The following is a 25,154-nucleotide window of genomic DNA, read 5'->3' as shown; positions in this document are numbered from 1 at the left end:
CGCCGATTAGAATTCGTAATCGACTCGTACGCCAAAGGTCCGGGGAGCAGCAAACTGTACCAGATATCCACCGGCATAACCGGCTTCTTCAGACATGGTCAGAATGCGACGATCCTCGATATTGCGTACGAAACCACTGATGGTGGCCGGGAATCCGTCTTTGTTGTAAGTCAAAGTAAGGTCTGACTTGGAATACGCTTCTTGCTGCTCTGCCTTTGAATTGAAGTAGGTAAAGTAGCTGCGCGATTGATATTTGGTTTGCCAGCGCGCCGTGAGTGTCGAATCACCAAACAAGAAATCGTGGCTATAACCGATCAAGGCACTGACTTTCGCCGCCTGAGGCAGTTGATTACCGCTATAATCGGAGCCTGCTGGACATACATCACCTGTTGATGTACAGAACTCATCATAATCGGCATCGACATAAGCAAAATTGATATCGAATGAATCCTGCATGGTAAACAGATAGGTCAAGCCTAAATCAGCACCAAAAATACCCGCCTCACCAGCATTGAACATTTGCGATACACCAGTGTCGGCATTGGTCTGCAGAACTTGCATATCAGTGTAATCGTAATAGTAAAACGCCGTATTCAAACGCAAGGTGTTGTCCAGAAATTGGCTCTTAGAGCCAATTTCATAGGCGGTAATTTCTTCTGGGCCATATGCCTGGGTGTTGTTGTAACCACCTGCCTTGTAGCCACGGTCAATTTTGCCATAGAAGAAGTGATCGTCGAGTGGAGACCAGTTGGCACCGACATGCCAGGTGGTCTTGTTACCTTCATAACCGTAATCCACATAAGTAAAGCTACCAACGGCAACGTCGTTACGGCCAGTTTGCTCTTTTTCGTCTTCTGTGTAGCGGGCACCGACTTCGAATTGCAGAGTATCCGTTATGTCGTAACTGACCTGGGAAAAGACCGCCTTCGACTCACTTTCTACTTCATATTGGAAAATATAGAAATTTAAAGGGTCCGGATCGCCACCATAAATTTCAAAATACGCATCATTAGGATCACGTTCATTACTGTAATAATACACGCCTGCTTGCAGGTTTACCGGGCCAGAGAAATCCGTGGCCACACGCAACTCGTGATTTTGCGTTTCTGACTCCGCAATACTATGCCAGCCTAGTAATTGCAGATCACTACCATCCTGATCCTTGACTGCTTCATAATCTTGTTTCTGAATACCACCACTGTAAATTAAGGAGAGGTTTTCAAAATCGTAGGACAACTTGGTGCGGAAATTATGCTGCTTAACATCGATGTAGTTCTGTGTATTCAAATCCCACTTTTTCTCGTTACCAAAATCCAAAGTACCATCAGATTTTACATCATCGTACAGCACAGTTTTCGCAACAGCTCCAACACCGCCGATGTCGACATATTCATAGGTAAAGAGTGAAGAAAACTGATCGGTAGGTTCCCAAGCAACATGAACCCGCGCACCATAGGTGGTATTTTGATCGCCATCATCCAGGCCATTGCCATTGTCGCGATAACCGCCGTTATCCTTTGCCAAGCCGGCAACCCGAATCGCCAGAGTATCACTCACAGGAATGTTAACGGCGCCTTCCAGAGACTTGTGCTCGTAATTGCCCAACTCGGCGCTCAACTTGCCCCCAAACTCATCAAAGTTGGGCTTGTTGGACGAAATATTCAGGGCTCCAGCGGTTGCATTTCGCCCGTATAAAGTCCCCTGAGGGCCGTTAAGAACTTCCACTCGCTCTACATCAAACAAAGCGCCGTTTAAGGCAATGGAGTCTTGTAGATAGAAGTTATCAAAACTGACCGCAACCGCAGGATCACCGGATTCTGTGTAATCCCGGCTGGAAACTCCCCGAATGGTAATCATCAAGTTGTCGTTATTTTGAGCGATATTCATCGTCGGCGCTATGTTGGTTAGGTCGCCCACTGTCGAGACACCAGCATCCGCGAGCTGTTCTGTATTAATGACACTCATAGATATCGCAGTGGTCTGCGCGTTTGACTCCCGCTTTTCAGCGGTCACCACGACCTCTTCAAGCGCTTGACCCAGCGCCTGGGAAGAATAGATTCCACCAGACGTGGTGATCAGAGCGATGGCCGCTCCCAATTGACGTAATTTCATGGATTTCTTTTCTGACATAACCAGGCACTCTCCCTACCAGCAGTCGAGATGTTAACGTTTACATTTTCAACATGACAGCAACAACCTTGCCGGTCAACTGATTTTTTCTGGAAAAACTGGCAATTCATGGTCACAAAAAATAAAAATAATTCCCTATCTGCATGATTTTAAAAGAATAAAACAAATATCGAAAACATGTAAACTTTATGACAACGTTTACATTTCTGCAAAGCTTCACAGCAAAACCTCTAAATATCACCAGAAAAAAGGCACCAAATTCGTGCAAAAGGAATATTCTGGTGCAAAAATGTAAACCTTTACATTTTTGGCTCTGCTAAGGTACAAATAGATATGGATTGAGCTTCGGCTCACACGAATTGTACAAAACGGTACCCCTTATTATGGCTGAACGATATCTGATTCGGCGCCGAAATTTGGTGAAATGGCTGGCCGCAGCACCCGCATTAAGCACGGCCTGCGCCTCTGTTCCGGCATCTGAATCCGTCATCCGTTATCTGGATACACTGTCGGAGACACTGATCCCCGGCTCTGCTCAAACGGCCCCTGGCCAGACCATCAATGATCGTCTGGACGTCGGCTGGCTGGGTATTAAGCCAACTCATATCCTCAATGTTATGACGCAATTGGATCGCACAAGCGGTTCCAGCCTGCTCAAAATCAGTGCAGAGGAAAGAGTGACGCTGATCACAGAATTTGATCAACAGTGCTTCGCCGGAGAACTGGACAGCGACACTACCGACAGCTGGAAAGCCGTGAAAACCGTGCTCATGTCCAGCTACTTCACCTCAGAAGAAGGTGCATCCAGACAACTTACCTATGCACCAGTACCCGGACAATGGCTGCCGGATATCCCTGTGGAGCAGGCAACCCCTGCTATGTCTAACGATTGGCTGGCAGTGTGGTTTTCATGACTCCTGATTTTGATGCAATAGTAATTGGTTCCGGCATAACCGGCGGCTGGGCCGCCAAAGAGCTGACCGAGCGGGGTCTGCGCGTGTTAATGCTGGAACGGGGCCGTCATATCGAGCACCGCAGCGGCTACACCAACGAAATGAAAGCGCCCTGGGAAATGCCGTTTCGCGGTTTTAACAACCCAGAGATGCTCGCCAAGGATTATCCGATCCAAAGCAAAGGAACCAATTTTGACGAATGGTCGATGGACCACTTCGTCAAAGACTCGGATCACCCCTACCAGACAACGGAAGATCTCCCTTTTCAATGGCGACGTGGCTATCAGCTGGGAGGCCGCTCTTTGACCTGGGGTCGCCAATGCTATCGCTGGAGTGATATCGACTTTGGCGCCAACAAAAAAGATGGTTATGGCGTCGACTGGCCAGTTCGCTACGCCGACTTAAAACCCTGGTATGATCATGTGGAATCTCATATTGGCGTCAACGGCACTCAGGAGGGATTGCCACAGCTGCCCGATGGCATCTTTCAGCCACACATGCCTCTGTCCGCCATCGAAAGCCTGCTGGCAGACCGCATCAAAGGCCATTATGATGACCGCCGCCTGATTCCTGGCCGCTCCGCCAACCTTACCCAAGCCAAAGGCGACCGAGCGCCCTGCCAATATCGCTATATCTGTCATCGCGGATGTAGCTTCGGTGCCTATTTTTCAACGCAAAGCTCCACCTTGCCAGCCGCTCAAGCCACGGGTCGTCTGACCTTAAAAACCGACCAGATTGTCGATCAAATTGTTTACGATAAAGAGTCCGGCAAGGCCAGCGGCGTACAGTGTATTGACGCCAAAACCGGAGAGAAAAACACTTTCACGGCACGCCTGTTTTTCCTCAATGCGTCAGCATTTAACAGTGTCGGCATTTTATTGCGCTCAGTATCGGAAGCCTTTCCAAACGGGCTTGCCAACACCAGCGGAACGCTTGGCCACTACATCATGGATCATGCCCACTCACTCAGCATGGTCGCCAGCGTGCAGGAACTCCAAGACCGCAGTTACTTTGGCAATCGCCCCTCAAACTTCATTATTCCGCGCTTTAAAAACGTTCAGAAGGAAGACAGCGATTTTCTTCGCGGTTATAGCTATCAGGGCGTCGGTTTTCGAACCAACTGGAAGCGCGGTGCACAACAAGCAGGAAGCGGCCAAGCGTTTAAAGATGCCATGACCCAGCAAGGTGAATGGCGCATCCTTATGGTCGCCTTTGCAGAGAGTCTGCCGAAAAAAGAAAATCGCATTGCCCTGTCAAAAGCGACAGATCAATGGGGCATTCCGCAGTTGGATATTCGCCTCCATCACGGCGACAACGAGAAAAAACTTCTAACAGACGCCCAACGGGAAGCGCAAAACATGCTGGGCTTGGTGAAGAGCAAGGTGTTGTTTAGCTCAGACACACCGGAACTCGCGGGTGCCGCGGTCCACGAAATGGGGGGAGCCCGCATGGGCGCCGACCCGGCGACTTCGGTGGTAAACGCTCACAGCCAAGCTCACGATGTGCCCAATGTGTTTATTACCGATGGCGCAGCCATGAGTTCATCGGCAAATCAGAACCCTTCTCTAACCTATATGGCGTTTACCGCACGTGCCGCGGCCTATGCAGCGGAACGCTTTCACGACGGCAGCCTTTGATGTGATTTTACCTTTGGGTAGCCCGAGATTTGTTCCGATGTCCGGGCTACCCTCTTTTTACCTTAGATTAAAAATCCAGATTAAAGCTGACGTTTAAACGTCGACCGTCCAGTACAACACCATAACTGTCATTGGTCACTTCTTTGTTAGCAACATTATAAAGACCGGCCATGAGTCGAAGTTTTTCTGACAAACGATAGGATGCGCCAATATCAACGAAGGTATAGGCGGGAGTTCCATCACTCATGGATGTTCTACCCAAATAATCCGTTGTTTCGCCACGATAATTTGCCCTTCCCCAGAGATTCAATGAGCTCCCCGGCGCAAACCAATCCAGGCTCAGATTAGCCATCTGCTTGGGAATTTTATTGAGAGGCTCGCCGGCAAAATCACCGGTTTTTTGCTCTGAATCCGTATAGGTGTAGTTGGCCTTCATTTGCAGACTGTTCGTCAGCCAATAGTCGACTGTAGCTTCGATACCCTGCATTTCCGCCTCGTCGATATTCATACGAGTGCTGAGAAAATAATAGGTATTACCGCCGTATTCACATTGATAATTACGGTAATCATCGTTGTCGATACTTTCATCACTGGTACAGTAACGGTCTTCGGCAATCTTATCCTTAAACGTCGTAAAAAACGCCATAAGACTGGTATTTAAACTCAGCGCACGGTTGTTGTAGATAAAACCCAGCTCGTAATTAACACTGGTTTCTGGTTCCAGATCTTCGTTCCCAATAATCAAAGCACGGGAGATAGAGACCCCGCTGGCACTCTGATTGGGCGAACCGCCACCGCCGGTGCCGCGACCAAAACCTTCGGTCGCCGCAGACAGAGACGGCTGACTATAACCCGTCGAAATTCCACCTTTCACGGTTAAATTTTCGGTTGTGTGCCAATTCGCGTAAATTCTTGGAGAGACATGACCACCAAACAGCTCATCGTCGTCATAGCGAATTCCAGTGGTGATCCCTAAATCTTCGTGAAAACGCCACTCCACTTCTGCAAAAATTGCTGCGATCCAACGGTCAACCGAAGACGTAGCTCCAGCGACATCCGCTTCGAGTAAGCCATTGGTTTCATCCACAAGCTCTTCGGTTTTATAACGACCACCGATGGTATAGATATGTTGATCACCAACATAACTCGCCTGACTGTTGAGGATAACGATCTCTTCCTGCTTATCTTCCGTCTGAACGCGATCGGACAAGTCCTGCTGCAAGTAGGTATTGGTGTTCCAAGCCCCGTAATTGCCGTTATGGGTTAAGGTATAAACTTCTTTTTCATACTCGTAAGAAGACTCTTCATCGTCGGCAGCCAAAGACTTACCAGGCGTGTGGGTAAAGTCCAGATTGGAATAATCGTAAGCGAAACCTAAACGGTTGCTGGAATTCGGGCTCCAAGTGACTTCGGTGCCCAAACGAGTGGTATCAGAATCCGGCATACTTGCTGCGGAGTCATCTTCGCCAGCATAGTCGCTTTCATCGGTATGTCGATACCCACCCGTAAACTCAATCCCCAGCACATCTTGAATGATAGGGCCACCCACGTAAAAATCTGAATTGTATTCGTCATTGGTGAGGTCGTTCATGGAGCTGGTATAGTCACCGGCGATGCTGCCACCCCATTCGGCTGGCGTGGTTCGAGTGATGATGTTCACAACCCCACCCATGGCTTCAGAACCATACAGTGACGACATTGGCCCACGAATCACTTCAACTCGATCGATTTTCGCCAGCGGCGGCATACCAATCTGCTTACCGCCGTCGGCGCCATTGGTATTAACATTGCGCCCCGCCGAAATCGGCCGACCATCAACCAGATACATGGTGTAGGAATCGTCCATTCCCCGCATGCTAATATCTTGCATGTTACCGCCACCGCTGACAAAAACGCCGGGAATGTCCTGCATCGCATCGGTGATGGTTGTGTAGGATTGCTTGCGAAGTTCTTCCTGAGTCACAACAGAAATAGACGCTGGCGCATCGATTATACGCTGCTGATAACCGGCAGCAGTAACCACAATTTCTTCGAGGTCATCTTGCTCGGACTTGTCAGTCTGTGCCGTAACGCCGCCGGAAACAATTGCCCCAACAGCAGCGACCAACAAGTGCTGTCGCCCTCCCTTGCCCTTACCTACAAACAACATGAACTCCCCCTGATGATGCGTTTAAAAATATGCGTTACTAGAAAACCCTGATCGACTGCTTGCGACAATAACCTCGCCCACACTTATCAGAGCTTTCAAATCTGTACTCCCCGCGTGCCCATGCCCTTGGCAATGGCAGACAAATCTGCACGCGCATGTAGAAGTCTCACGCGCGCAATCACGAATCAGCATCTAAAAACGGGCGCGCGCAACAGCAGTACCAGTGCAAGACAACCAAAAATGGGGATATGGACTGTTATGAATTGAATTTTCAGGATGTATCGCCGCTGCGGTCAGGGCATAAAGCACGGATCACAATCACCTGAGACAGATCCGAACACGGCGACTCCTGTCGTTAAAACACGCTGACCGCCGATATCCAACTATTTCGACGAATACGTCCTAAATTACTCCGATGTAAACATAGTGTCAACGAGAGGTATTTGCATTTACAAATGTATCAATTTAGATACATTTGCAAAACTGCTTATAAATTTATCTGAACGACCGAAAAACATTGAACATTTGAGACTGAAATTTACGGCAAAAACATCAAAATAATCGTCTACTGCCATTTTCCAAAGAGACAATCACATTTATAAACACGCGTATTTTTAACGGACAATCCATCCTGTTTTTTCAATTAAATCACAGTATTGGAGGCCTCACAGAGACGCTCTTTTTGGTCATCGTCAGGATTCGCCAGCGATCCCCAAGAACTTTTTCAGCTGCTGAATGAATATTTCTGGTTGATGATGATGCACATTATGCCCAGCCTCTCCGACAAGAATGACATTGACATCATCAAAGTAATCCGCCCGACCATCCTCGATCGGGTTTGACGCCCAGCTTTGTTTACCGTAGACCAGTAACACCGGCGCCGAAATCGCCACGCAGAGATCTGCCGGATCCGGACTGAGCACATCCGCGGCACCCTGCTCCAGCACCCGCGCATCGTAACGCCAAACAAATCCGCCAGAGGGCATTTCCCGCAGTCCATGCTTGGCAATATGGGTAGCGAGCTCCGGCGCTATTCGGCGGTCATGATGCAAAAGCACCGTCGTCGCCTGGGCCACATCTTTGTAGCGCGTGGGTGTTCTATGACTGCGCTGCATGACCTTATTCGACCAGTTGCGCAGCAATTCAAGCCGGGATCTGGCATCGCGACGCTGACGATCTTGAGGGGACATACCCAACCCCTCGATAATGCAAAGACGCTCGGCACGATTGGGATATAGCGCGGCGAAATGCATAGCAATGTTGCCACCCAGGGAATGCCCAACGAGAACGACCCGATCTGCTTCCAGGTGCTCCACCAGCGCCAACAGGTCCAGGCTGTAGTCCAATACCGAATAAGCCCCTCCTGAACTCCAATCGCTGAAACCATGCCCCCTGAGGTCAGGCAATATGACGCGGTAATTCGCGACAAAGCGACTTGCCACCCTTTCCCAACAGCGAGCATGCTCCTGGGTACCATGCAAAAATAAGGCGATCGGCAATTCGCCTCCGGAATCCAAAAAGCTTAGGTTGAGTCCTTGAAAGTCAAACCGACGTTGTTGAAACATAGAATTTTCCGAACGAGCATGCCCAATAGACCATTATACCTGGACCTTTTCCTGAGCTTCTGGCGTCCCAAGCTTAAACGCCTGACGAAATGAAGTCGGAGCGGTATGGGTATGTTTTTTAAAAAAGCGCGTGAAATAGGATGGATCGGCAAATCCAAGTCGATACCCAATATCTTCCACGGTACGGGTAGAAAAAATCAATTCACGTTTGGCTTCACTCAGCAATCGCTCCTCGATCATTTCTTTCGGCGACTGGTTCATGATCGCTTCGCAAGCCGCTCGCAATTGAAATGGAGAGACATTTAAACGTTTGGCGTAATCGGGAATTTTGAAGTGTTGTCGAAAATGCGCATCAACAAGGCTGCGGAATTCCGTCAGCACCTGAGATTGACGACTGGTTTGAGCACTGACAGGGTGTGCCGTCTTGCGGGTCGCCCTCTGCAGCTCCACCAAAACCGCCATCAAATCCGACTCGACCATCACATCAAAGCCATCGGGCTTATGGTGTAATTCCCGGCTGACACAATCGACACGCGAGCGCATTCTCCCGGCGGAGCCTGGTAACTTGTCCAGATCGACCACCGCTGGCCGCGTCAACAGCTCAGCCAGACTGGACATGCGAACCCCCAGCTGCCGCACAAAATAGTCGGCAACGGTAATTACCCACCCATCCGTTCCCTGCTCGTATGCCAAGCCATGGATAGTGTTAACGGGAAGAATGAGTCCACAAGGGCTCTGAAACGGGTACTGGACGCCCTCTATATCGATCACCCCTCTGCCGCTCATCACCAGCATTATCTGAGCGAACCCAGGGTGACTGTGAGGCGCAATGACCCAACCTCGCTCGCGACAGCGCTTATCCAGCGCCTCAACGTTGACGAACCAGTCGACCGGCCCTTCAGAGGCTTGTCCGTAGAGTAAATATCGGGGCACATTCATTGTTATTCTTCTGATGATGGTATGAATGGAAGCCCTACATTCTATCTACTTCTCTTCGTTACCGGAAACCGAATAGGTCATCGAAACGTTGCGGGTCCGCTGAAACTCGTCCAACGTTTTACCACTCATCTGGGCATAAACATCTAAATTTGACTGCCCCAAGACCGCCGCCATTTTCTCGAGACTAAAGAAAATGACACCGTAGTGAATGAGCCCAATCCAATCCCTGGCATCCAGCAATTCGCGCTCAACATCGCTCAACGCGTATTCCTCATACAGAGCCTCGGGTTCACTCACAAAACGCTCTCGATGCTCTGGAATGATCAGCCGATGCAAGAAATCGTTGAGCCGCCAAGCGGAATGTGCCCGCTCCAACGTGAATGGATGCGTTCCAGCCAAAGACCCAATTCCCGACAATTGTTGTGCCATGTGCTGACGATGAGATTCGAGATGATCAACCTGGGGCGAGCTTTGGTTCTCATAAATCAACGTGCAGATATTCGTCATCGAAGGCAGATAGCACCCCCGATGCACACATCTTACCTGCGCAGACAAGGCGCCACGCATGATCAGCCACATGACGACTTCAGCACCTTCAAACCCTCCCAACCGCGCAAAATCCGCGTGGGTCAATTTCGTTAATGTCTCTGGATCATTTTCCAGCAAATCGAGGAATTGTTCATCCCAAGCGGGATTGTTAAAACCGCATCGCTCTCCATGGACCTGATGCGATAAACCTCCAGTGGCAACCACCGCCACACGGATATCCGCGGGATAGCTCTCGATTGCCCGACGCAGCGCTTTGCCAATTGCGAAACAGCGTTTTGCAGTAGGAATCGGAAACTGCAGGACGCCCACTTGGAAAGGAACAATGGCACCGGACCAACTCTTGCCCCGATCCGTCATCATAGATAACGGCGAAAAAAAGCCGTGATCAATCGGCTTTTTTTGAAAAAATGAAACGTCGAATTCGTCGGCAAATAGAGACGTTCCGATATGCCGAGCCAAAGCCGCATGGCCATCAATGGGCGGATATTGCCGCGGCCCGCCACCTTCATCGGCGGTCGTATAGCTATCATCAACCCCCAGGACAAATGGCGAATAATGATCAAAGAAAAAAGACGTAATGTGATCGTTATAGATAAAAAATAAAACATCGGGCTGCTTTTCCTGCAACCACTGATTGATTGGGTCAAATAAGCCAAAGACTTCCGTCCAGCCGCTGTCCTGCGCCGTTTTGGTGTCTTTCGCAAAACCGATCGCCGGTGAATGCGAAGCGGCAATACCGCCGATAATTATCGCCATAGAATTTCTCCCCCGATTTCCCGCACTCGTGCGAGCAAGATTATTGAATTGCGGATGTTGGCAATCGCACGATGACAATAGCGGCGATCAATAAAGGGATGCTAAAAAGGATAAACGTCCAGTTGATCCCCACCCCGGCGCCTAAAATAAAACCAGCAATAGCCGGCCCGAGAATGGCCCCTATTCGGCCCGCCCCAATCGCCCAACCAACACCAGTAGTTCGAATTTCCGCCGGATAAACCCTCGCGGCAACCGCGTAAAGCCCAGTGAAACCACCCTGTACAAAAAACATTAAGACAAATAAGGCAATCAGAATAAGCGCTACAGAACTGCCGCAATAACTGTAAACAATACACATAACGGCACCCCCAAACAGAAAACGTGAAATTATCGTCTGTAATCCAAAGCGTTCCGATATCCACCCCAAACATGTACTACCAAAAAACGCCCCCAGATTGAGCGCGACACCGGCATAGAGTGCATGCTCTACAGAGAGCCCCGCCTCTATCGCCAACTTGACGACCCAACTGAATAAAAAATATAAGGTAGCGAAACTCAACATAAAGGCCGCCCACAACGTAAGCGTCGCTTGCCTCAGGGAATCGCTGAAGAGCGCGCCCAACCCTGAGGTCGTTTTATCCGCATATGTGCGTTGAGGAAGCTCAGACAGCGTCTCTCTGCCAAATCGCACGAGTAACTTGTTCACCGCGTTAAGCGCGCCAGCAGGCTGACGCCCAAGCAGAAAGGCTAAGGACTCTGGCAAGAGAAAATACACCAAAGGAACAGCGGCAATGGACACGAGACCAGCCAGCAAAAACAGTGAGCGCCAGCCATATTCAGGCAATATCACCACAGCCACAAAACCTGCGATCATGGCACCAATCGGGTAACCAGCATGCAAAATCAGTATCGCCAGATTACGACGTTCAACCGGCGCGTATTCCGACACCAACGCCGTCAAACTGGCAAGCATCGAGCCGATCCCCACCCCGGCGACCAATCGTAGAGCGGCCAGCTGTTGAATCGATTGCGCATAGGAGGTAGCAATCATACCGAGAGAAATTACGGAGATGCTCAGCAGAATCATTCGACGCCGACCAATGCGATCGGTAAACGGGGAAATAAACACAGCGCCCAGCGCCATTCCCACCAAGGCCGCACTAAAAACAATACCTAATGCCTGCGGCGTCACCTGCCAGTGTGCTGCGATAGCCGGCGCCGCAAAAGAAATTGCCAGCACATCCATACCATCGAGCATATTCAGAAAAAAGCAGATCCCCAAAATGCGGATCTGCAATGGAGAAAATAGCTTCCCCGGAAAAACATCGATTTGACTCATGACGATTCTGTCTTGTTATTGACGATACCTTGCCCACCGGCGTTCGCTAACAGCATTCCTGGAAAGCACGGCAGCTTAAAAATACGGCGGGCCACCGCCCGCCAAAGCATCGGATTAAAATTCGTAAGATAGATTGGCGAAAAACATCTTCGGACGGGCATAGGCGACCTCGGCGTAACCCGAACCAGACGTCAACGACGAGTTGCCGGAGGTTCGATACTCTTCATCGGTCGCATTATTTAAACCAAGCACCAGCTTCCAACCAGAAGTGAAATGCTCCATTGCGATCGAGAGATCAACCGTAGTAAAAGAATCCAACTGCGCAATCGCTGCTGTGTTGGCCGCGTCGAAGTACACGCGATCACTGTAGGAAACGTCCACCCGCGGTGATATGGAAAAATCCTCTTTCGCCCAGATATAACCAACGCCGAGGTTCCATTGCAATTCCGGTGCAAAGGGCAATTGATTCCCTTCGGCGACGCCACTGCTAACGGGCCGGCCGGGAACCTCAATTTCAACGGCCTCGTCGATAGACGTATCCAGATAGCCAAATCCACCCTCAATAATCCACTGATCTGAAGGCACCCAGGTAAACTCCATTTCGGCGCCGTCGATCGATGCCTCTCCAGCATTAAAGAACCAGGGTGCAATAAAGACACGATACGTAAATTGCAAATCTGTGTAATCAGCGCGAAAGATTGCGCCGTTTACTCGCAAGGTATCAGTCAGATCGGACTTAAATCCCAACTCGTAACTTTTCACCTCTTCCTGATCAAAAAGATGGCCGGCCTCCAAATCAGATTCCGTCAGTGCAAAGTTAAATGTAGAGTTCCACCCCCCACCTTTAAAACCTTCGGCATAACCGACATACACCATCGTCGCCTCGTTGATGTTGTAGTTCAGCGTTGCGGAAACGGTAGTGGCGGAAAAATCTTCCTCGTAACGCTCCACGGGAAGATACTTTTCGTCCGGGTATAGATAGTCGAATTGGTCAGGGATGGACGCTTTGGTTTCACTGGTATAACGAACCCCCAAGGTGCCACTAAGCGCATCGGTTATGTCGTAAGTAACCTGACCAAATACGGCGTAGGATTCGTTGTCTGTGATGTTGTTATCACTGTCCAGGTGGCAGCGATCAGTGCCTTCACCACAGGAAAACCCGGTATCTCTATCGCCCACTTGAACCGTAAGAATATCGGTGACTTCCTCTTCATAATAAAAGAGTCCGGCGACCGCACTGAGCCGATCACTGTTGTATAAGAACTGAAACTCCTGACTGAATTGATCACCGTCAGAGTCGAAGTCAGTATGCAGAATTGTGAAAGGCGTGTTATCTGCGTCGCGCTTACCTGTCCACGCCAATTCCCGATAGGACGGAATCGATTTCAGGGTGAGAGAGTCCGTAAGCCCCCATTCAACATTGAACGACAGCCCCCAATTTTCCAGAGTGCTTTTAACGGGATAGGTGCCATTTGTGGCATATGGGCCAGCATCCCATTGATTATTCACACAGGTGGCGTCGGTATTTTCAGCGGTATATCCCCTGGGACCACCACCCTCTGTCACAAGTTCGGACACATCGAGACTTGAGCCTGCTGCAGAGGCAACCGGTCGCCCCGGTGGTCCCGCCTGAGCAATCCAGGCATCGCTACAACCGGCACCGACACTTTGATTTGCGCCGAACCACCCAGGATTCGCCGCATCCCCGGTTTCACTGACGTCGGTATTGTTGTTGTAGCCCCCAAAAACCAGTGGTGAGCCATTTTCATCGGCTTCGGTATAATCCATCGCCATCTTTGCGGTGAGTTTGTCCGTAGGCTCAAAGACAAACTTGGCACCGAGGGTTATATTGTCAGTATCCCCCAGGTCTGTACCATCACTGGTGCGACTCACATAGCCATCCTGTTGTTTTGTCCCAAAGGAAAACCGCGAGCGAAACCGGTCTGTGATTGGCAGATCTACGGCACCAAAGAACTCCAGTAAACTGTCATCACCGGCACCAATCCGCACCTTGCCGCCGAATTCATCACCTGGCTCCGTTGTCGACAGTAAAACGGCCCCACCAATGGTGTTGCGACCGAACAGCGTGCCCTGCGGACCGCGCAAGACTTGCACCCCGGAAATATCACGCAACTCCATGGAACCACCGACCGACTGCCCCATATACACATCGTCGATGTAGAGGCCTACACCGGGATCAGTATTCGCTCTGGCACTGATCTGCCCGACACCACGGATAAAGATCACCGATGAATTGTTATTACCCGCCAGCGGGGCATTATTGGTGAATTGCAGATTTGGCGTAATTTTACCGATATCATCCGTTCCGGTAATTTGGCGACGTTCCAAGGTTTCCGCCGAAAATGCAGAAACGGCGATGGGCACGTCTTGCATATTCTCCTGAACCTTACGAGCGGTTACTATTACTTCCTCAAGTTCAAAACCGCCATCTTGAGAAAAGGCCATAGAAGGTGTAATTGCGGCTGATAGCAGTGACAAACCGGATATTAGTGGATTGAGACGTCTCTGATTCATTGTTGCTCCGACAAGGCAGTTTTTTAGTGTTATGTGCTGTCCGTTTAAGCAAGTATTGCTTTTATATGAATACTTAGTATCCACGGCAAACGCCCTATCGACCATTCATTTTGCTTCAGTTCACTGGTACTTTTTTTAAATATTTATTCGACCGAGTCATCTTCCTGTGCTGCTAGAAAAACCCAGCTCCATCCAAGCTTATAAGGTTTTCCCATTGACGAAGTGAACAAGAGCTATCGATTGAATGGTACTTTTGCAGGAAGACCCGTCTGCCTCGATCGTATCTCAGTGACACCTTGAATAGATCAAAATAAAAAATTTGTCACACTCACGTGCTAGCGTCGGTATTCCAGTTCACCATACAGGACCGTAACTATGGCCAGCACAGGATCACCAGCAGTAAGCGCCTCCTCCTCTGGCATTGCAGGGATGTCCAAACTCAGTCTCGCCTTCGCCGTACTCCTTATCTGCATGACCGGGTATTTTGTTATCTGGGGTATGGGTTATACCAACAATAACCACACACTACTGTTCCTCTTGGCCACGGCGTTCGGCGTTTTTATGGCCTTCAATATTGGTGGCAATGACGTTGCAAATTCATTTGGCACCAGTGTCGGCGCAGGTACGTTAACGATAAAACAGGCGCTGGTGGTCGCGGCGATCTTCGAGGTCAGTGGTGCTGTTATCGCGGGCGGTGAAGTAACGGAAACCATTCGCAAAGGTATTGTCGATCTTGGTGCCATGTCGGTACAGCCGCTGCAATTTGTCTACATTATGATGTCGGCACTGTTAGCCGCGGCGCTCTGGTTATTGTTTGCCAGTAAACGGGGCTGGCCCGTCTCTACCACCCACTCCATTATCGGCGGGATTGTCGGCAGCTCAATTGCCTTGGGCATTATGCTGAGTGGCGGTGGTGCCGCTATGTCGCTGGTACACTGGGATCAGATAGGCACGATCGCCATTTCATGGGTTCTGTCACCGGTTCTCGGCGGCCTCGTGTCCTACGCGCTGTTTTTCCAAATTAAAAAACACATTCTTCAATACAACGACAGAGCGGACGAAGAACTCAAAGACATCAAAAAGGAAAAATTTGAGATTCGGGAGCGCCATAAAAAATCCTTCGAACGTCTCAGCGAACTGCAGCAAATTTCCTATGCCACATCGATGGCGCGGGACGCAAACACCTACAATCAGCCAGATTTTGATCCTGCAGATTTAGAGTCGGACTACTACCGCGAAATTCACGCGATCAACCGCCGCCGCTCTGAAGTCGACTCCCACCGCGCGCTGGAAAACTGGGTCCCTATTATTGCTGCACTCGGCGCCGCAATCATTTCATCCATGTTGCTGTTCAAAGGCCTTAAGCATATGCACCTGGGCCTGACCACATTGCACAACTACCTGATTATGGGAATGATTGCCGCCGGGGTGTGGATGGCGACCTTTATTTTCGCCAAGACACTGAAAAGTGCCTCCCTGAGTCGATCGACGTTTTTGATGTTTAGCTGGATGCAGGTGTTTACCGCCTCGGGCTTTGCATTTAGTCACGGTTCAAACGATATCGCGAACGCCATCGGCCCCTTTGCAGCCATTCTAGATGTGCTTCGCAATGGTGAGATAGGTACAGAAGCGGCTGTGCCCACCATTGCCATGGTTACCTTCGGTGTCGCGCTAATTGTCGGACTCTGGTTTATCGGCAAAGAAGTCATTCAAACCGTGGGACACGACCTGACGGCCATGCACCCGGCCTCCGGCTTTTCGGCCGAATTAGCCGCCGCTGCCGTCGTCATGCTGGCGTCAACCCTCGGTATTCCCGTATCGAGTACACACATTTTGATCGGCGCCGTACTGGGTATCGGACTGGTCAACAATCAGACCAACTGGGGGTTGATGAAACCCATCGCTATGGCTTGGGTTATCACTCTTCCCGCGGCAGCGATCCTAAGCGCCTTGGCATTTATGGCGTTAAACGCACTGTGAGGTTAGCTAAGGCCAAGTGACGATCCGGATTTCGTCGAGGAGAAGAAATGGTGTTTAATCGCAGACAGCAATTGCCATTTCATATCACGATGAAAATGTCGGCCCGATTCCAGGTGTTCTGCTCCACTGAAGACGGGTTTTAAATGATAGCAACACAAGCACTCGACTTCCTGCAATAGCAGATTGCCATGCTTGATGGCCAACTCAGCAATGGCGCCTGGGTAGTCTTTTTTCAAAAGATCCAGGCGCTGAAACTTTTCTTTGCGAGCAGAAGATTCATCGGACACAGGAATTCCAGACGGAGCGGTAGCAATCGCCCCAACGACCGGCAAGAGAAGATCGTAGGCGCCACTGCTTACTAGTACCTTTAAAAGGGGATGCGCGATGATCGCCATCTCTTCTCGCGACGTCACGGGAGGGATGATATCAACATGGCACATGAGATCACCGACCAGTTGATCGTCCTCCCTCCCGGCCTTGCGAGCGCGCTTATCCAGTTGGTGAAACACCTTTCTGGCTTCTCTCGGTGTATTCACCAGCTGGTTTTTGTGGAATATGTCGATCAAGTGCTGACGAAAATCTTCCATACCACCCCTCTACGTAAACCACGGTTGAGTTGGTAAAACAGATAAAGCAAGCCCTGTCCACTGACACACCAACGCCAGTTGACTGCTACTATATGATCAAGCAATCGCTTGAACTCATCCATGATGGTACCGGTGAGAACATCTCCGTATGCACTCTGGACAACCGGTGCCGCCTATACAGCTTGTGCACCTGTCTCAACTCCAAGTTTCGCGCAAGATTCGGTCCACATACGAACTCCAGCCAAATCATTTTTTCGAGCCGTCAAAAAAGCGATGGCTGAAAAGATTTAACGCGTACTTCATGTCGATTATGAAAATTTTCCGCCGTCATGACTCGCACCTTTTCGCATCATAACAGACATATTATGAGCCAGGCTGGGGCATAATTAAGCTTCACCTAATGACGCCGCTGTCCAAGTTAAGTGCACCTTTACGACTATCCACATTTTCTGGAATATCATTCCTGAAAGAAGTGAAAAAAAAAGAGAACCAAACCCTGCAAAATCCGTCATAATGAAACGGCTCTTATCAAGCGGGCAAGTCGAAAAGAAAACATTCACTCTCGATTGTATTTTCTTCTATGATCTTGAATTCCCACAATGCGAGGTATGAGCACCGACGTTCCAACGTCACCAGACAGCCAGCCGGAATCCCTGGAGGAATTCAGATGAGTAACTACGTTGATATCAACACAGAAAACTTTACCGGCGAGCTGCACAAGGTAACGGTATCCACCGCGCCTTACGCTTTCGCGTCTCCCTTCGAAACCACCATGTCCATGTTGCAGTTTGTGGCTCAGCATCAGAGCGATATCTTACTGGACAGTGACAGTGCTCTGGGCCAAAGTCTCGGCTTGCACAGCTTTTCCGATTGCATTGATGAACTCTGCCGAGACCAGGGCGAAACAGAATTATGCATGACGGCAGAAGCCGTTGCTGACCTCGCCGATACCGGCGAGTTCTTGGTGTTAACCGATTCAGAATGGGAAGCCAACATCAGCGGTGGCAGCTACTCACTGGCCGTTAAGACATTTAATACCAGCGATTATGAAGCCGTCGTAGAACCGAGGATCTCTCTCGGTCAAATGGGATAAATCATTATCCTGAGTTACTGGAGCCGCTAGCGCCAGTTGAACTGCTACGCCATCAGTCCCCTGCGCTACCGTGTCGATCATGGCGGGTAGCCGACTGCTGCGCCGCCAGGCCTGTCAAATCCGGTTCACTCCCTGTTCCGTATTCTATAGCGGAGAAGAGAGACTACCGTTCACAACGAGGGCACCGCCTCGCTACCGAAGATAGCTTCCTCCACCGGGCATTCCGCCCGGTGAACGCGACTACAACAAGCACCGCAACAGCATGCCTAATACCAATCCGGAAAATTATCGGGGGCTGACGTACCCCTGGGGCCGCCAATCGCCACCAGCCCCCGGCGAGCCACTGCAGGTCGCGCCCGGCGTTTATTGGGTGAGAATCCCAATGCCGATGGCCTTGAACCATATCAACATATGGCTGCTGGAGGATGGCGATGGCTGGACAATTGTCGATACCGGATTACAACTTCCCGAAACCCTGCAACTCTGGGAAAAGTTGTTGTCAGGGTTTATGGCGAACCGCCCCATCAAGCGACTCATCTGCACGCACATGCACCCCGATCATGTCGGCCTGGCAGGCTGGCTGACGCAGGAGCAACATACGCAGTTGTGGATGACCCGCAGTGAGTTTCTGATGTGCCGCGCAATGGTTGCCGATACCGGCAGAGTTGCACCGGAGATGGCCATCAATTTCTATCGTGCCGCCGGATATGATGAATCGCAGCTACAAGTCTACCGGGAAAAGTTTGGCAATTTTGGTCGCGCCGTCTACCCGCTCCCAGACAGTTACCGACGAATCAAGCACGGTGACACCATCACTATTGGGGAACACTACTGGCAGATCGTCGTGGGCAGCGGCCATTCGCCGGAGCATGCAACCCTCTACTGCCCGGCACTGAAGTTGTTGATTTCCGGCGATCAGGTGCTACCAAAAATCACCTCAAACATCAGCGTTTATCCCACCGAACCCGAAGGTGACCCTCTGCAAGAATGGTTGAATTCCTGCACGAGACTGCGCGCATCGCTACCGGACGATCTTCTGGTTCTACCCTCCCATGAAACGCCCTTTTTGGGGTTGCACGTACGACTGGTTCAACTGATAGAAACCCACCGTCGCGATATTCATCAACTCTACGATTACCTCTCGGAGCCTCGCCGCGCGGTCGATTGTTTTCCAGCCTTATTTCAGCGGACGATAGATGCCCATAACCTGGGCCTTGCCACCGGCGAAACCCTCGCTCACCTCAACTACCTGAAGCATTCTCGGCGTGCCACCTGTGAAATCGATAACAATGGCATCCATTGGTATCGTCAGATTCCCGCATCGGCCGCATTCGATTGAGCAGGTAACCGCTGCCAGCAAACCGGCTTCACTAAAGTCCATATCTGAACCTCTCACCAGAAAGCGGTTGGCGCCAATTCCCAGCTGTGGGATATTTTCAGCAATAACTATTTAAGCGACTTCCGTAAGATTTTTCTATGTCCATTCGACCCCGCGTGTTTCTAGGTCTGTTCGTTCTTGCTCTCTTTTCCACGATCACCGACGCAAAGGCTCCCCTCATGTCCGCCAGCGCTTTCTACAATGTTCGCGACTATGGCGCGGTTGGCAATGGCAGCACACTGGATACTCTGGCGATCAATAACGCCATCATGGCCGCCAGCAAAGTGGGCGGAGGCACAGTGTACTTTCCCGCAGGCAACTATCTGTCATTCTCCATTCGATTGCGCAGTCACATCACTCTAGAGCTCGCCGCCGGCGCAACCATTACGGCCGCAGATTCCAGTAAAGACCATGGTCGCTACGATGCACCGGAACCAAATACATGGGGCGATGACTTGGCCTATCAGGATTTTGGTCACAGTCACTGGCACAACAGTTTGATTTGGGGCGAGAACGTGGAAAATGTCACCATCCGCGGGGCAGGAATGATTGATGGCACAGGATTATGGAAAGGCTTGTACCCGCCCCTTGGGCCAGCGCCCGGACCCAACCCCGGCAATAAAGCGATAGCGATTAAGGCCTCTCGCAATATCACGCTCGGTGACTTCACGATTTTTCGCGGCGGTCATTTTGCGATACTTGCCACAGGCGTCGACAACCTGCGCATTGAGGGACTGCGCATCGATACCAATCGCGATGGCATTGATATCGACGCCTGCCGCAATGTCATCATTAATAACTTGATGGTAAACACACCTAATGATGATGCGATTGTCCTGAAGAGCTCATACGCGCTTGGCGAGGCCATTGCGACAGAAAATGTCACCATCAGCAACAGTATTGTCAGCGGTTACGATTTGGGCTCCATGCTCGATGGCAGTTATCGAACGGAACAAACACACTCTCCCGACGAAGATGGCCCCACGGGTCGCATAAAATTTGGCACCGAATCCAACGGCGGTTTTAAGAACATCACCATCAACAATATCACCTTTCGTCGTTCCCGCGGACTTGCCCTTGAAACCGTCGATGGCGGCGACATCGAAGATATCGCCATCAGTAATATTACAATGCGTGAAGTATCCAGCTCGCCCCTGTTTATTCGCCTTGGCAATCGTTTGCGAGGACCCGACGATTCAACCCCGGGTCGAATTCGTCGCGTAAGCATAAATAACCTGGTAGCTTATGACGTTGATCCCCGCTACCCAGCAATCATCACCGGCTTGCCCGATCACCCAGTCGAGAGCTTGCAGCTCAGCAATATCCAACTTCATTTTCGTGGCGGCTTGAGCTTAAAAGAGGCTGAAACTCAACCCCAAGACCTGATCAGCCACTTCTTTTTCGCCAATGAGGCGACGTCGCCAGCCGAGCTTCAACGTTCCCCCTATTCCGTTCCGGAGCGAGGCGATCAATACCCTGAGCCGAGTATGTTTGGCATTCTGCCCGCCTATGGCTTTTATATTCGCCACGTCGAGGGTTTGCAGTTGCGCGACATTCGACTCGGATTTGAGAAACCTGATCAACGCCCCGCCATGGTGTTGCAACAGGTCGACGAAGCCCATATCCAGGGGCTGGACGCAGAGCATTCAACAACACAGCCAACGGCAGTGCTCAGAAATTCACGTCACATTCGATTTTCTCAAAGCCTAAATGGCGACGATCAGTACTATCCAGACGTCGACGGTGAAGCGCACTTTCCCTAGCAGATTGTTGATTTGCCAGATGACTGTCACGTCTCTCCTTTAAGGAGGCGATAACACCGCTGAGCATGCTCTTTTACCAAACCCGCTACCCGTGCGACAGACTCCTTCGGGAATTGCACACTGGGCGAGGTGACACCAATCGCCGCCACCACTGAACCAGCAGAATCAAAGACAGGAGCCGCTAAGCAACGCACACTGTCGTTATACTCACGATCGTCCACCCCATAGCCCCGCTTAAGGGTAACCTGAATCTCCTGACGAACACTGTCCGCACTGATTTTGGTCTGATCCGTATAGCGGGTGAAACCAACTTCCCGCTCAATGGTATCGATATCATTGGCGAACATGTACGCCATAAAGACCTTTCCCGTCGCAGCAACATGCATCGGCGCCAGCGAACCGGGACGTGAGGCCACCCGCAACAACTGTTGACTGTCACAGACTTCCAGCAGCAGCACACGATAACCACTGGGAACAGCCAGATGTACGGTGTACCCGGTAATCTGCGACAAACTGTGCAAAACCGGTCGCGACATAGGTCGCAACCGATCAACAGAACTCAGTTGCATCCCCAGAGCATAGAGGCCCGCGCCGGGGTAATAACGACGCTTGCGGTGTTCAACGAACTGCTCCCGCAAAAGGGTTTGCAGAATTCGATAGGTCGTCGAACGGGGAATTGACAAGGTTTCAGCTATTTCATCCCGCGACATTCCGTGCCCTGTCTCGACCATCAGACGCAGCACATGGCAGGCATTACTGAGATTAGGAATCAGATAATCGCTCACCGTAAAATCCTTTAACTGGCCGTCAGCTCACCCTGTGAGCTGTAACATCGGGGCGGCAGCCGCCCCGCTTCCGTTTACATCGTAGCGCGTATGCCGAAAATAATTTCCGTCCCTGTGGCATTGAACTCGCGGACAAGATTCATATCGCCCAATGGCCCGGTACTGTACAAGCGCTCCTCTTCATTGGTGAGATTGATCACATCCAGCGTCAGGGTCAAGTTATCTGTCATATTCCAGAACGCAGACATATCAATACGAGTCGGCCCAGTTGTCGCCTCCGATGCATTGCCATTACCGCCAACTTGCGAGGTAACGTAATCATCGCGATCATTGACCACAATGCGACCACCAAACTGGTCACGCTCATAAAATACGCCCGCGTTATAACTGTTTTCTGAAAGACCCTCGAGCGACCCCACCACACCATTGCCAAACACCGCTTCGGATTCAACGTGCGTGTAGTTAGCAAAGATACCAAAACCCGGTAACCAACGATCTAGCGCATGCTGATAACCGATTTCGTAGCCATCCAGCTCGGCGCCCTCGCCATTGACGTAAGAGGCAATCTCCCAATCAGCACTATCGACTCCCACAACACTGGGATCATAAGCGGGACTGGAGGGATCGTATTCAGCACGAGCAGCAACCACAGCGCGGATATCATCCGGCAGTGTTTGATTGGATTCGACAGCGCCGGTCACAAAACTCTCAATGTCCTTGTGGAAAAAAACCAAGCTGAGCAGAGATTGATCGGTAAAATACCATTCAGCGCCCAGATCTATCGCATTAGCCCGCACAGGATCGAGATCCGGGTTGCCCACTGATACCTGTCCGGCAATAGGGGTGACACTGGCAGTCGACACCAGACTGCCTAAATCCGGACGGGAGATATTTCTCCCCATGCTCAAGCGCAACAGCAGATCGTCCACCACCTCCCAGGACAAGTTCACCGACGGCAGATAGTCGGTATAGTCTTTACTGTTGGTGATACGCAGAAACCCATCAGCGCCATCGGAAACCGCACCGCTGGACTCAAGATCAGTGGTCACCACCCGAAGCCCCATGTTGGCGGTAAAGGGACGCCCCAGCAAAGAGGTTTCAATTTCCGCTTCAATGTAACCCCCGAGTGTTTTTTCCTCGATGGAATAGCTTTCTGGGTCGCCGGGATCAATTGCAAATTGCCCAGCATTGAACTGCGCCAGAGCGGTTCCGAAATCCGCCACCAGCCAGTTGGTTGGGAAGCCTGCTGGCGGATCGATAATATCGCCGTAGTGATCAATCTCACTGGCAAAATCGGTTGTATTCGATGCATCAACGGTCGCCGGTACGGTCAGGCCCAAGGGGTAGCCTCGAATGGACTCAACCTGCCTCTTGTTCCAGATAATTCCAGTGCGAATCGTCGAATTATCATCGACCACTTCTAGATCCAATCGAAAGGTGTCGTTGGTCCGATTCACTTCATCCAGGGCAATGTAGTTGCCCCATTCATACAAAGAAGGATCGAGCACATCAAATCCATAGCTCATTTCTGCCATGTTGGAATCCTCTTCAAACGAATAGCTGAAAGGATGCCCATCAATCGTGGTCAGGTTTAATCGGTATTGCTCTTCATGATGATCCGATTCTGCGCGACCGTACATGGCGGTAACCGTCGCTGAATCATTAATATGAAATTTTCCGTTGAACACGGTCTGTAGAAAATCCGTTTCATGGGTTTGATAACGGCTCTCCGAGCGGGGTTTTACACCATCAAATGTGCCGGCGATAATGCGTCGGCCAGACTCATCCAGAGTTACCTCGGTCGGTGTTAGAGTTTCCTGCAAATTACGAAATTGACCGTAATAGTTATAAGAAACAACATCAGCCTCCAGCTGTGATCCCACCACATCAAGCCCGACTTCCAGCCGGTCTGTTGGCCGCCATTGAAACGCCAGATTGTATCCGGTTCGGTCCTGCTCCCGATTGAACGAATCCATTCGCGGCAGGCGCGGATGCCAGAGGTAATCCAACTGCTGTGTAGGATCGATGATATCGTTGGGATAATTACCTGACGGATTTGGCGTCCCGTTGATCACGACATCCGCGTCACTGCCCACCCATGAGCGATTGCCGTTGGCAAAAGGCGAGGTCCACAATACCGAGCCAAAGCCTTCCTGATGGACGGTTCGCTTTGCGTGAGTCACCGCTGCAAGCACGCCGACGGTATCTTCAGCAAAAGTTCTACTGAACACCAAAGTGCCACGCGGATCCATCTCTTCCGAATCAGGGTTGTACGCACCTTGCAAACTGGCGGAGACGCTTTGGCCAGGCTGATCGAAAGGTTTGCGAGTAAACAACTCAACGGTTGAAGCCAAACCGCCTTCTTCAATGTGACCGACAGCACTCTTATTAATGGTAATACGATTAAACAATTCTGAACCAAACACGTTAAAGTCAAAATCACGACCGCGATTGGTTGCACCGGACGAGTCCAACCCACCGGTACTGGCGGGCACCTCCATACCATTGAGCGTTGTTCGGGTAAAACCCGGCCCCAAACCGCGCACAGTAATATTGCGGCCCTCACCGCCTTCGCGGGTTATGGCGACACCCGGAACCCGCTGTAATGACTCTGCCAGATTGAGATCAGGCATTTTACCCATGTCTTCAGCGACGATACTCTCCGTTTGCTGAGCCATACTGCGCTTTAAGTCCCTCGCAGCCTCCAACGACTGCCGATAGCTGGTAACGACAACTTCTTCCAAAACTGTATTTTCCGGAACGTCGGAAGAATCCGTGGTGTTGTCTTGAGCAAGAAGTGAAGGTGAATAGAGCATTCCGGCCGACGAACTGACCAGAATAATTGAGCGAATAAATACTGCCAGTGGCTTTCGAAATAGCGTGTAGTTTTCCCCACAGACCTGAAGTTGTGACTGGACACTGTCCATAGAACTGACTCCCGATATATTTTTATGGTTATTTTTCCTTATGGCCAAACTCCGTGACGCGTCAACTGACGATTAATTATGCCTTTTGA

The 25,154-nt window shown here is 50.7% G+C and carries 16 protein-coding genes; 6 read left to right on the top strand and 10 right to left on the bottom strand.

The window, feature by feature from the left end:
* Positions 1-6: 6 nt before the first annotated feature.
* Positions 7-2,130, bottom strand: a complete 2,124-nt coding sequence (locus ACXAFR_RS25340) for a TonB-dependent receptor (protein ID WP_475182470.1) — start codon at positions 2,128-2,130, stop codon at positions 7-9.
* A 383-nt stretch (positions 2,131-2,513) separates the two neighbouring features.
* On the opposite strand from ACXAFR_RS25340, the gene ACXAFR_RS25335 reads away from it, so the two are divergent.
* Both ACXAFR_RS25335 and ACXAFR_RS25330 read left to right on the top strand, forming a co-directional pair.
* Positions 2,514-3,044 carry a gluconate 2-dehydrogenase subunit 3 family protein gene (locus tag ACXAFR_RS25335; RefSeq protein WP_475182468.1) on the top strand — a complete coding sequence of 177 codons (531 nt, stop codon included), beginning with the start codon at positions 2,514-2,516 and terminating at the stop codon, positions 3,042-3,044.
* On the top strand, positions 3,041-4,720 hold the full coding sequence (locus ACXAFR_RS25330) for an FAD-dependent oxidoreductase (protein ID WP_475182466.1): 1,680 nt from the start codon (positions 3,041-3,043) through the stop codon (positions 4,718-4,720). Before ACXAFR_RS25335 ends, ACXAFR_RS25330 begins: the two co-directional genes overlap by 4 nt.
* Before the next feature lie 67 nt (positions 4,721-4,787).
* Here the strand turns inward: ACXAFR_RS25330 and ACXAFR_RS25325 are convergent, their stop codons facing one another.
* The 6 genes from ACXAFR_RS25325 to ACXAFR_RS25300 all read right to left on the bottom strand — a co-directional run bounded on the left by ACXAFR_RS25325 (position 4,788) and on the right by ACXAFR_RS25300 (position 14,552).
* The gene (locus tag ACXAFR_RS25325; protein WP_475182463.1) at positions 4,788-6,869 is read right to left on the bottom strand and encodes a TonB-dependent receptor domain-containing protein; all 2,082 of its coding nucleotides are present in this window, start codon (positions 6,867-6,869) and stop codon (positions 4,788-4,790) included.
* 692 nt (positions 6,870-7,561) lie between these two features.
* Positions 7,562-8,434, bottom strand: coding sequence for an alpha/beta fold hydrolase (locus tag ACXAFR_RS25320; RefSeq protein WP_475182461.1), 873 nt, complete (start codon positions 8,432-8,434; stop codon positions 7,562-7,564).
* Between the two features lie 33 nt (positions 8,435-8,467).
* A complete protein-coding gene (locus ACXAFR_RS25315; RefSeq protein WP_475182460.1) occupies positions 8,468-9,373 on the bottom strand; it encodes a helix-turn-helix domain-containing protein in 906 nt (301 codons plus the stop codon).
* A 45-nt stretch (positions 9,374-9,418) separates the two neighbouring features.
* A complete protein-coding gene (locus tag ACXAFR_RS25310; RefSeq protein WP_475182457.1) occupies positions 9,419-10,678 on the bottom strand; it encodes a gallate dioxygenase in 1,260 nt (419 codons plus the stop codon).
* A 40-nt stretch (positions 10,679-10,718) separates the two neighbouring features.
* A complete protein-coding gene (locus ACXAFR_RS25305) occupies positions 10,719-12,017 on the bottom strand; it encodes an MFS transporter (RefSeq protein WP_475182454.1) in 1,299 nt (432 codons plus the stop codon).
* A gap of 114 nt (positions 12,018-12,131) precedes the next feature.
* Positions 12,132-14,552 (bottom strand): TonB-dependent receptor, encoded by a 2,421-nt coding sequence (locus ACXAFR_RS25300; protein ID WP_475182453.1) that lies wholly within the window; start codon positions 14,550-14,552, stop codon positions 12,132-12,134.
* A gap of 375 nt (positions 14,553-14,927) precedes the next feature.
* Between ACXAFR_RS25300 and ACXAFR_RS25295 the strand changes: the two genes are divergently transcribed.
* A complete protein-coding gene (locus ACXAFR_RS25295) occupies positions 14,928-16,532 on the top strand; it encodes an inorganic phosphate transporter (protein WP_475182451.1) in 1,605 nt (534 codons plus the stop codon).
* Between the two features lie 2 nt (positions 16,533-16,534).
* Here ACXAFR_RS25295 and ACXAFR_RS25290 read toward each other — a convergent pair whose 3' ends face one another.
* A complete protein-coding gene (locus tag ACXAFR_RS25290; protein ID WP_475182449.1) occupies positions 16,535-17,119 on the bottom strand; it encodes a hypothetical protein in 585 nt (194 codons plus the stop codon).
* A 667-nt stretch (positions 17,120-17,786) separates the two neighbouring features.
* Between ACXAFR_RS25290 and ACXAFR_RS25285 the strand changes: the two genes are divergently transcribed.
* The 3 genes from ACXAFR_RS25285 to ACXAFR_RS25275 all read left to right on the top strand — a co-directional run bounded on the left by ACXAFR_RS25285 (position 17,787) and on the right by ACXAFR_RS25275 (position 21,353).
* Positions 17,787-18,212, top strand: a complete 426-nt coding sequence (locus ACXAFR_RS25285) for a hypothetical protein (RefSeq protein ID WP_475182447.1) — start codon at positions 17,787-17,789, stop codon at positions 18,210-18,212.
* Between the two features lie 262 nt (positions 18,213-18,474).
* A complete protein-coding gene (locus ACXAFR_RS25280; RefSeq protein WP_475182445.1) occupies positions 18,475-19,551 on the top strand; it encodes an MBL fold metallo-hydrolase in 1,077 nt (358 codons plus the stop codon).
* Between the two features lie 137 nt (positions 19,552-19,688).
* Positions 19,689-21,353, top strand: coding sequence for a rhamnogalacturonidase (locus ACXAFR_RS25275; RefSeq protein WP_475182443.1), 1,665 nt, complete (start codon positions 19,689-19,691; stop codon positions 21,351-21,353).
* A 26-nt stretch (positions 21,354-21,379) separates the two neighbouring features.
* On the opposite strand, the gene ACXAFR_RS25270 is transcribed toward ACXAFR_RS25275, so the two are convergent.
* Complete coding sequence (locus tag ACXAFR_RS25270) at positions 21,380-22,138, bottom strand: IclR family transcriptional regulator (protein ID WP_475182439.1); 759 nt, start codon at positions 22,136-22,138, stop codon at positions 21,380-21,382.
* Positions 22,139-22,212: 74 nt separating this feature from the next.
* Positions 22,213-25,065 carry a TonB-dependent receptor gene (locus tag ACXAFR_RS25265; protein ID WP_475182438.1) on the bottom strand — a complete coding sequence of 951 codons (2,853 nt, stop codon included), beginning with the start codon at positions 25,063-25,065 and terminating at the stop codon, positions 22,213-22,215.
* Positions 25,066-25,154: the final 89 nt, after the last annotated feature.

It is taken from the genome of Pseudomaricurvus sp. ABR4_320, assembly GCF_056159445.1.
This window is presented reverse-complemented; position numbering and strand designations above follow the sequence as displayed.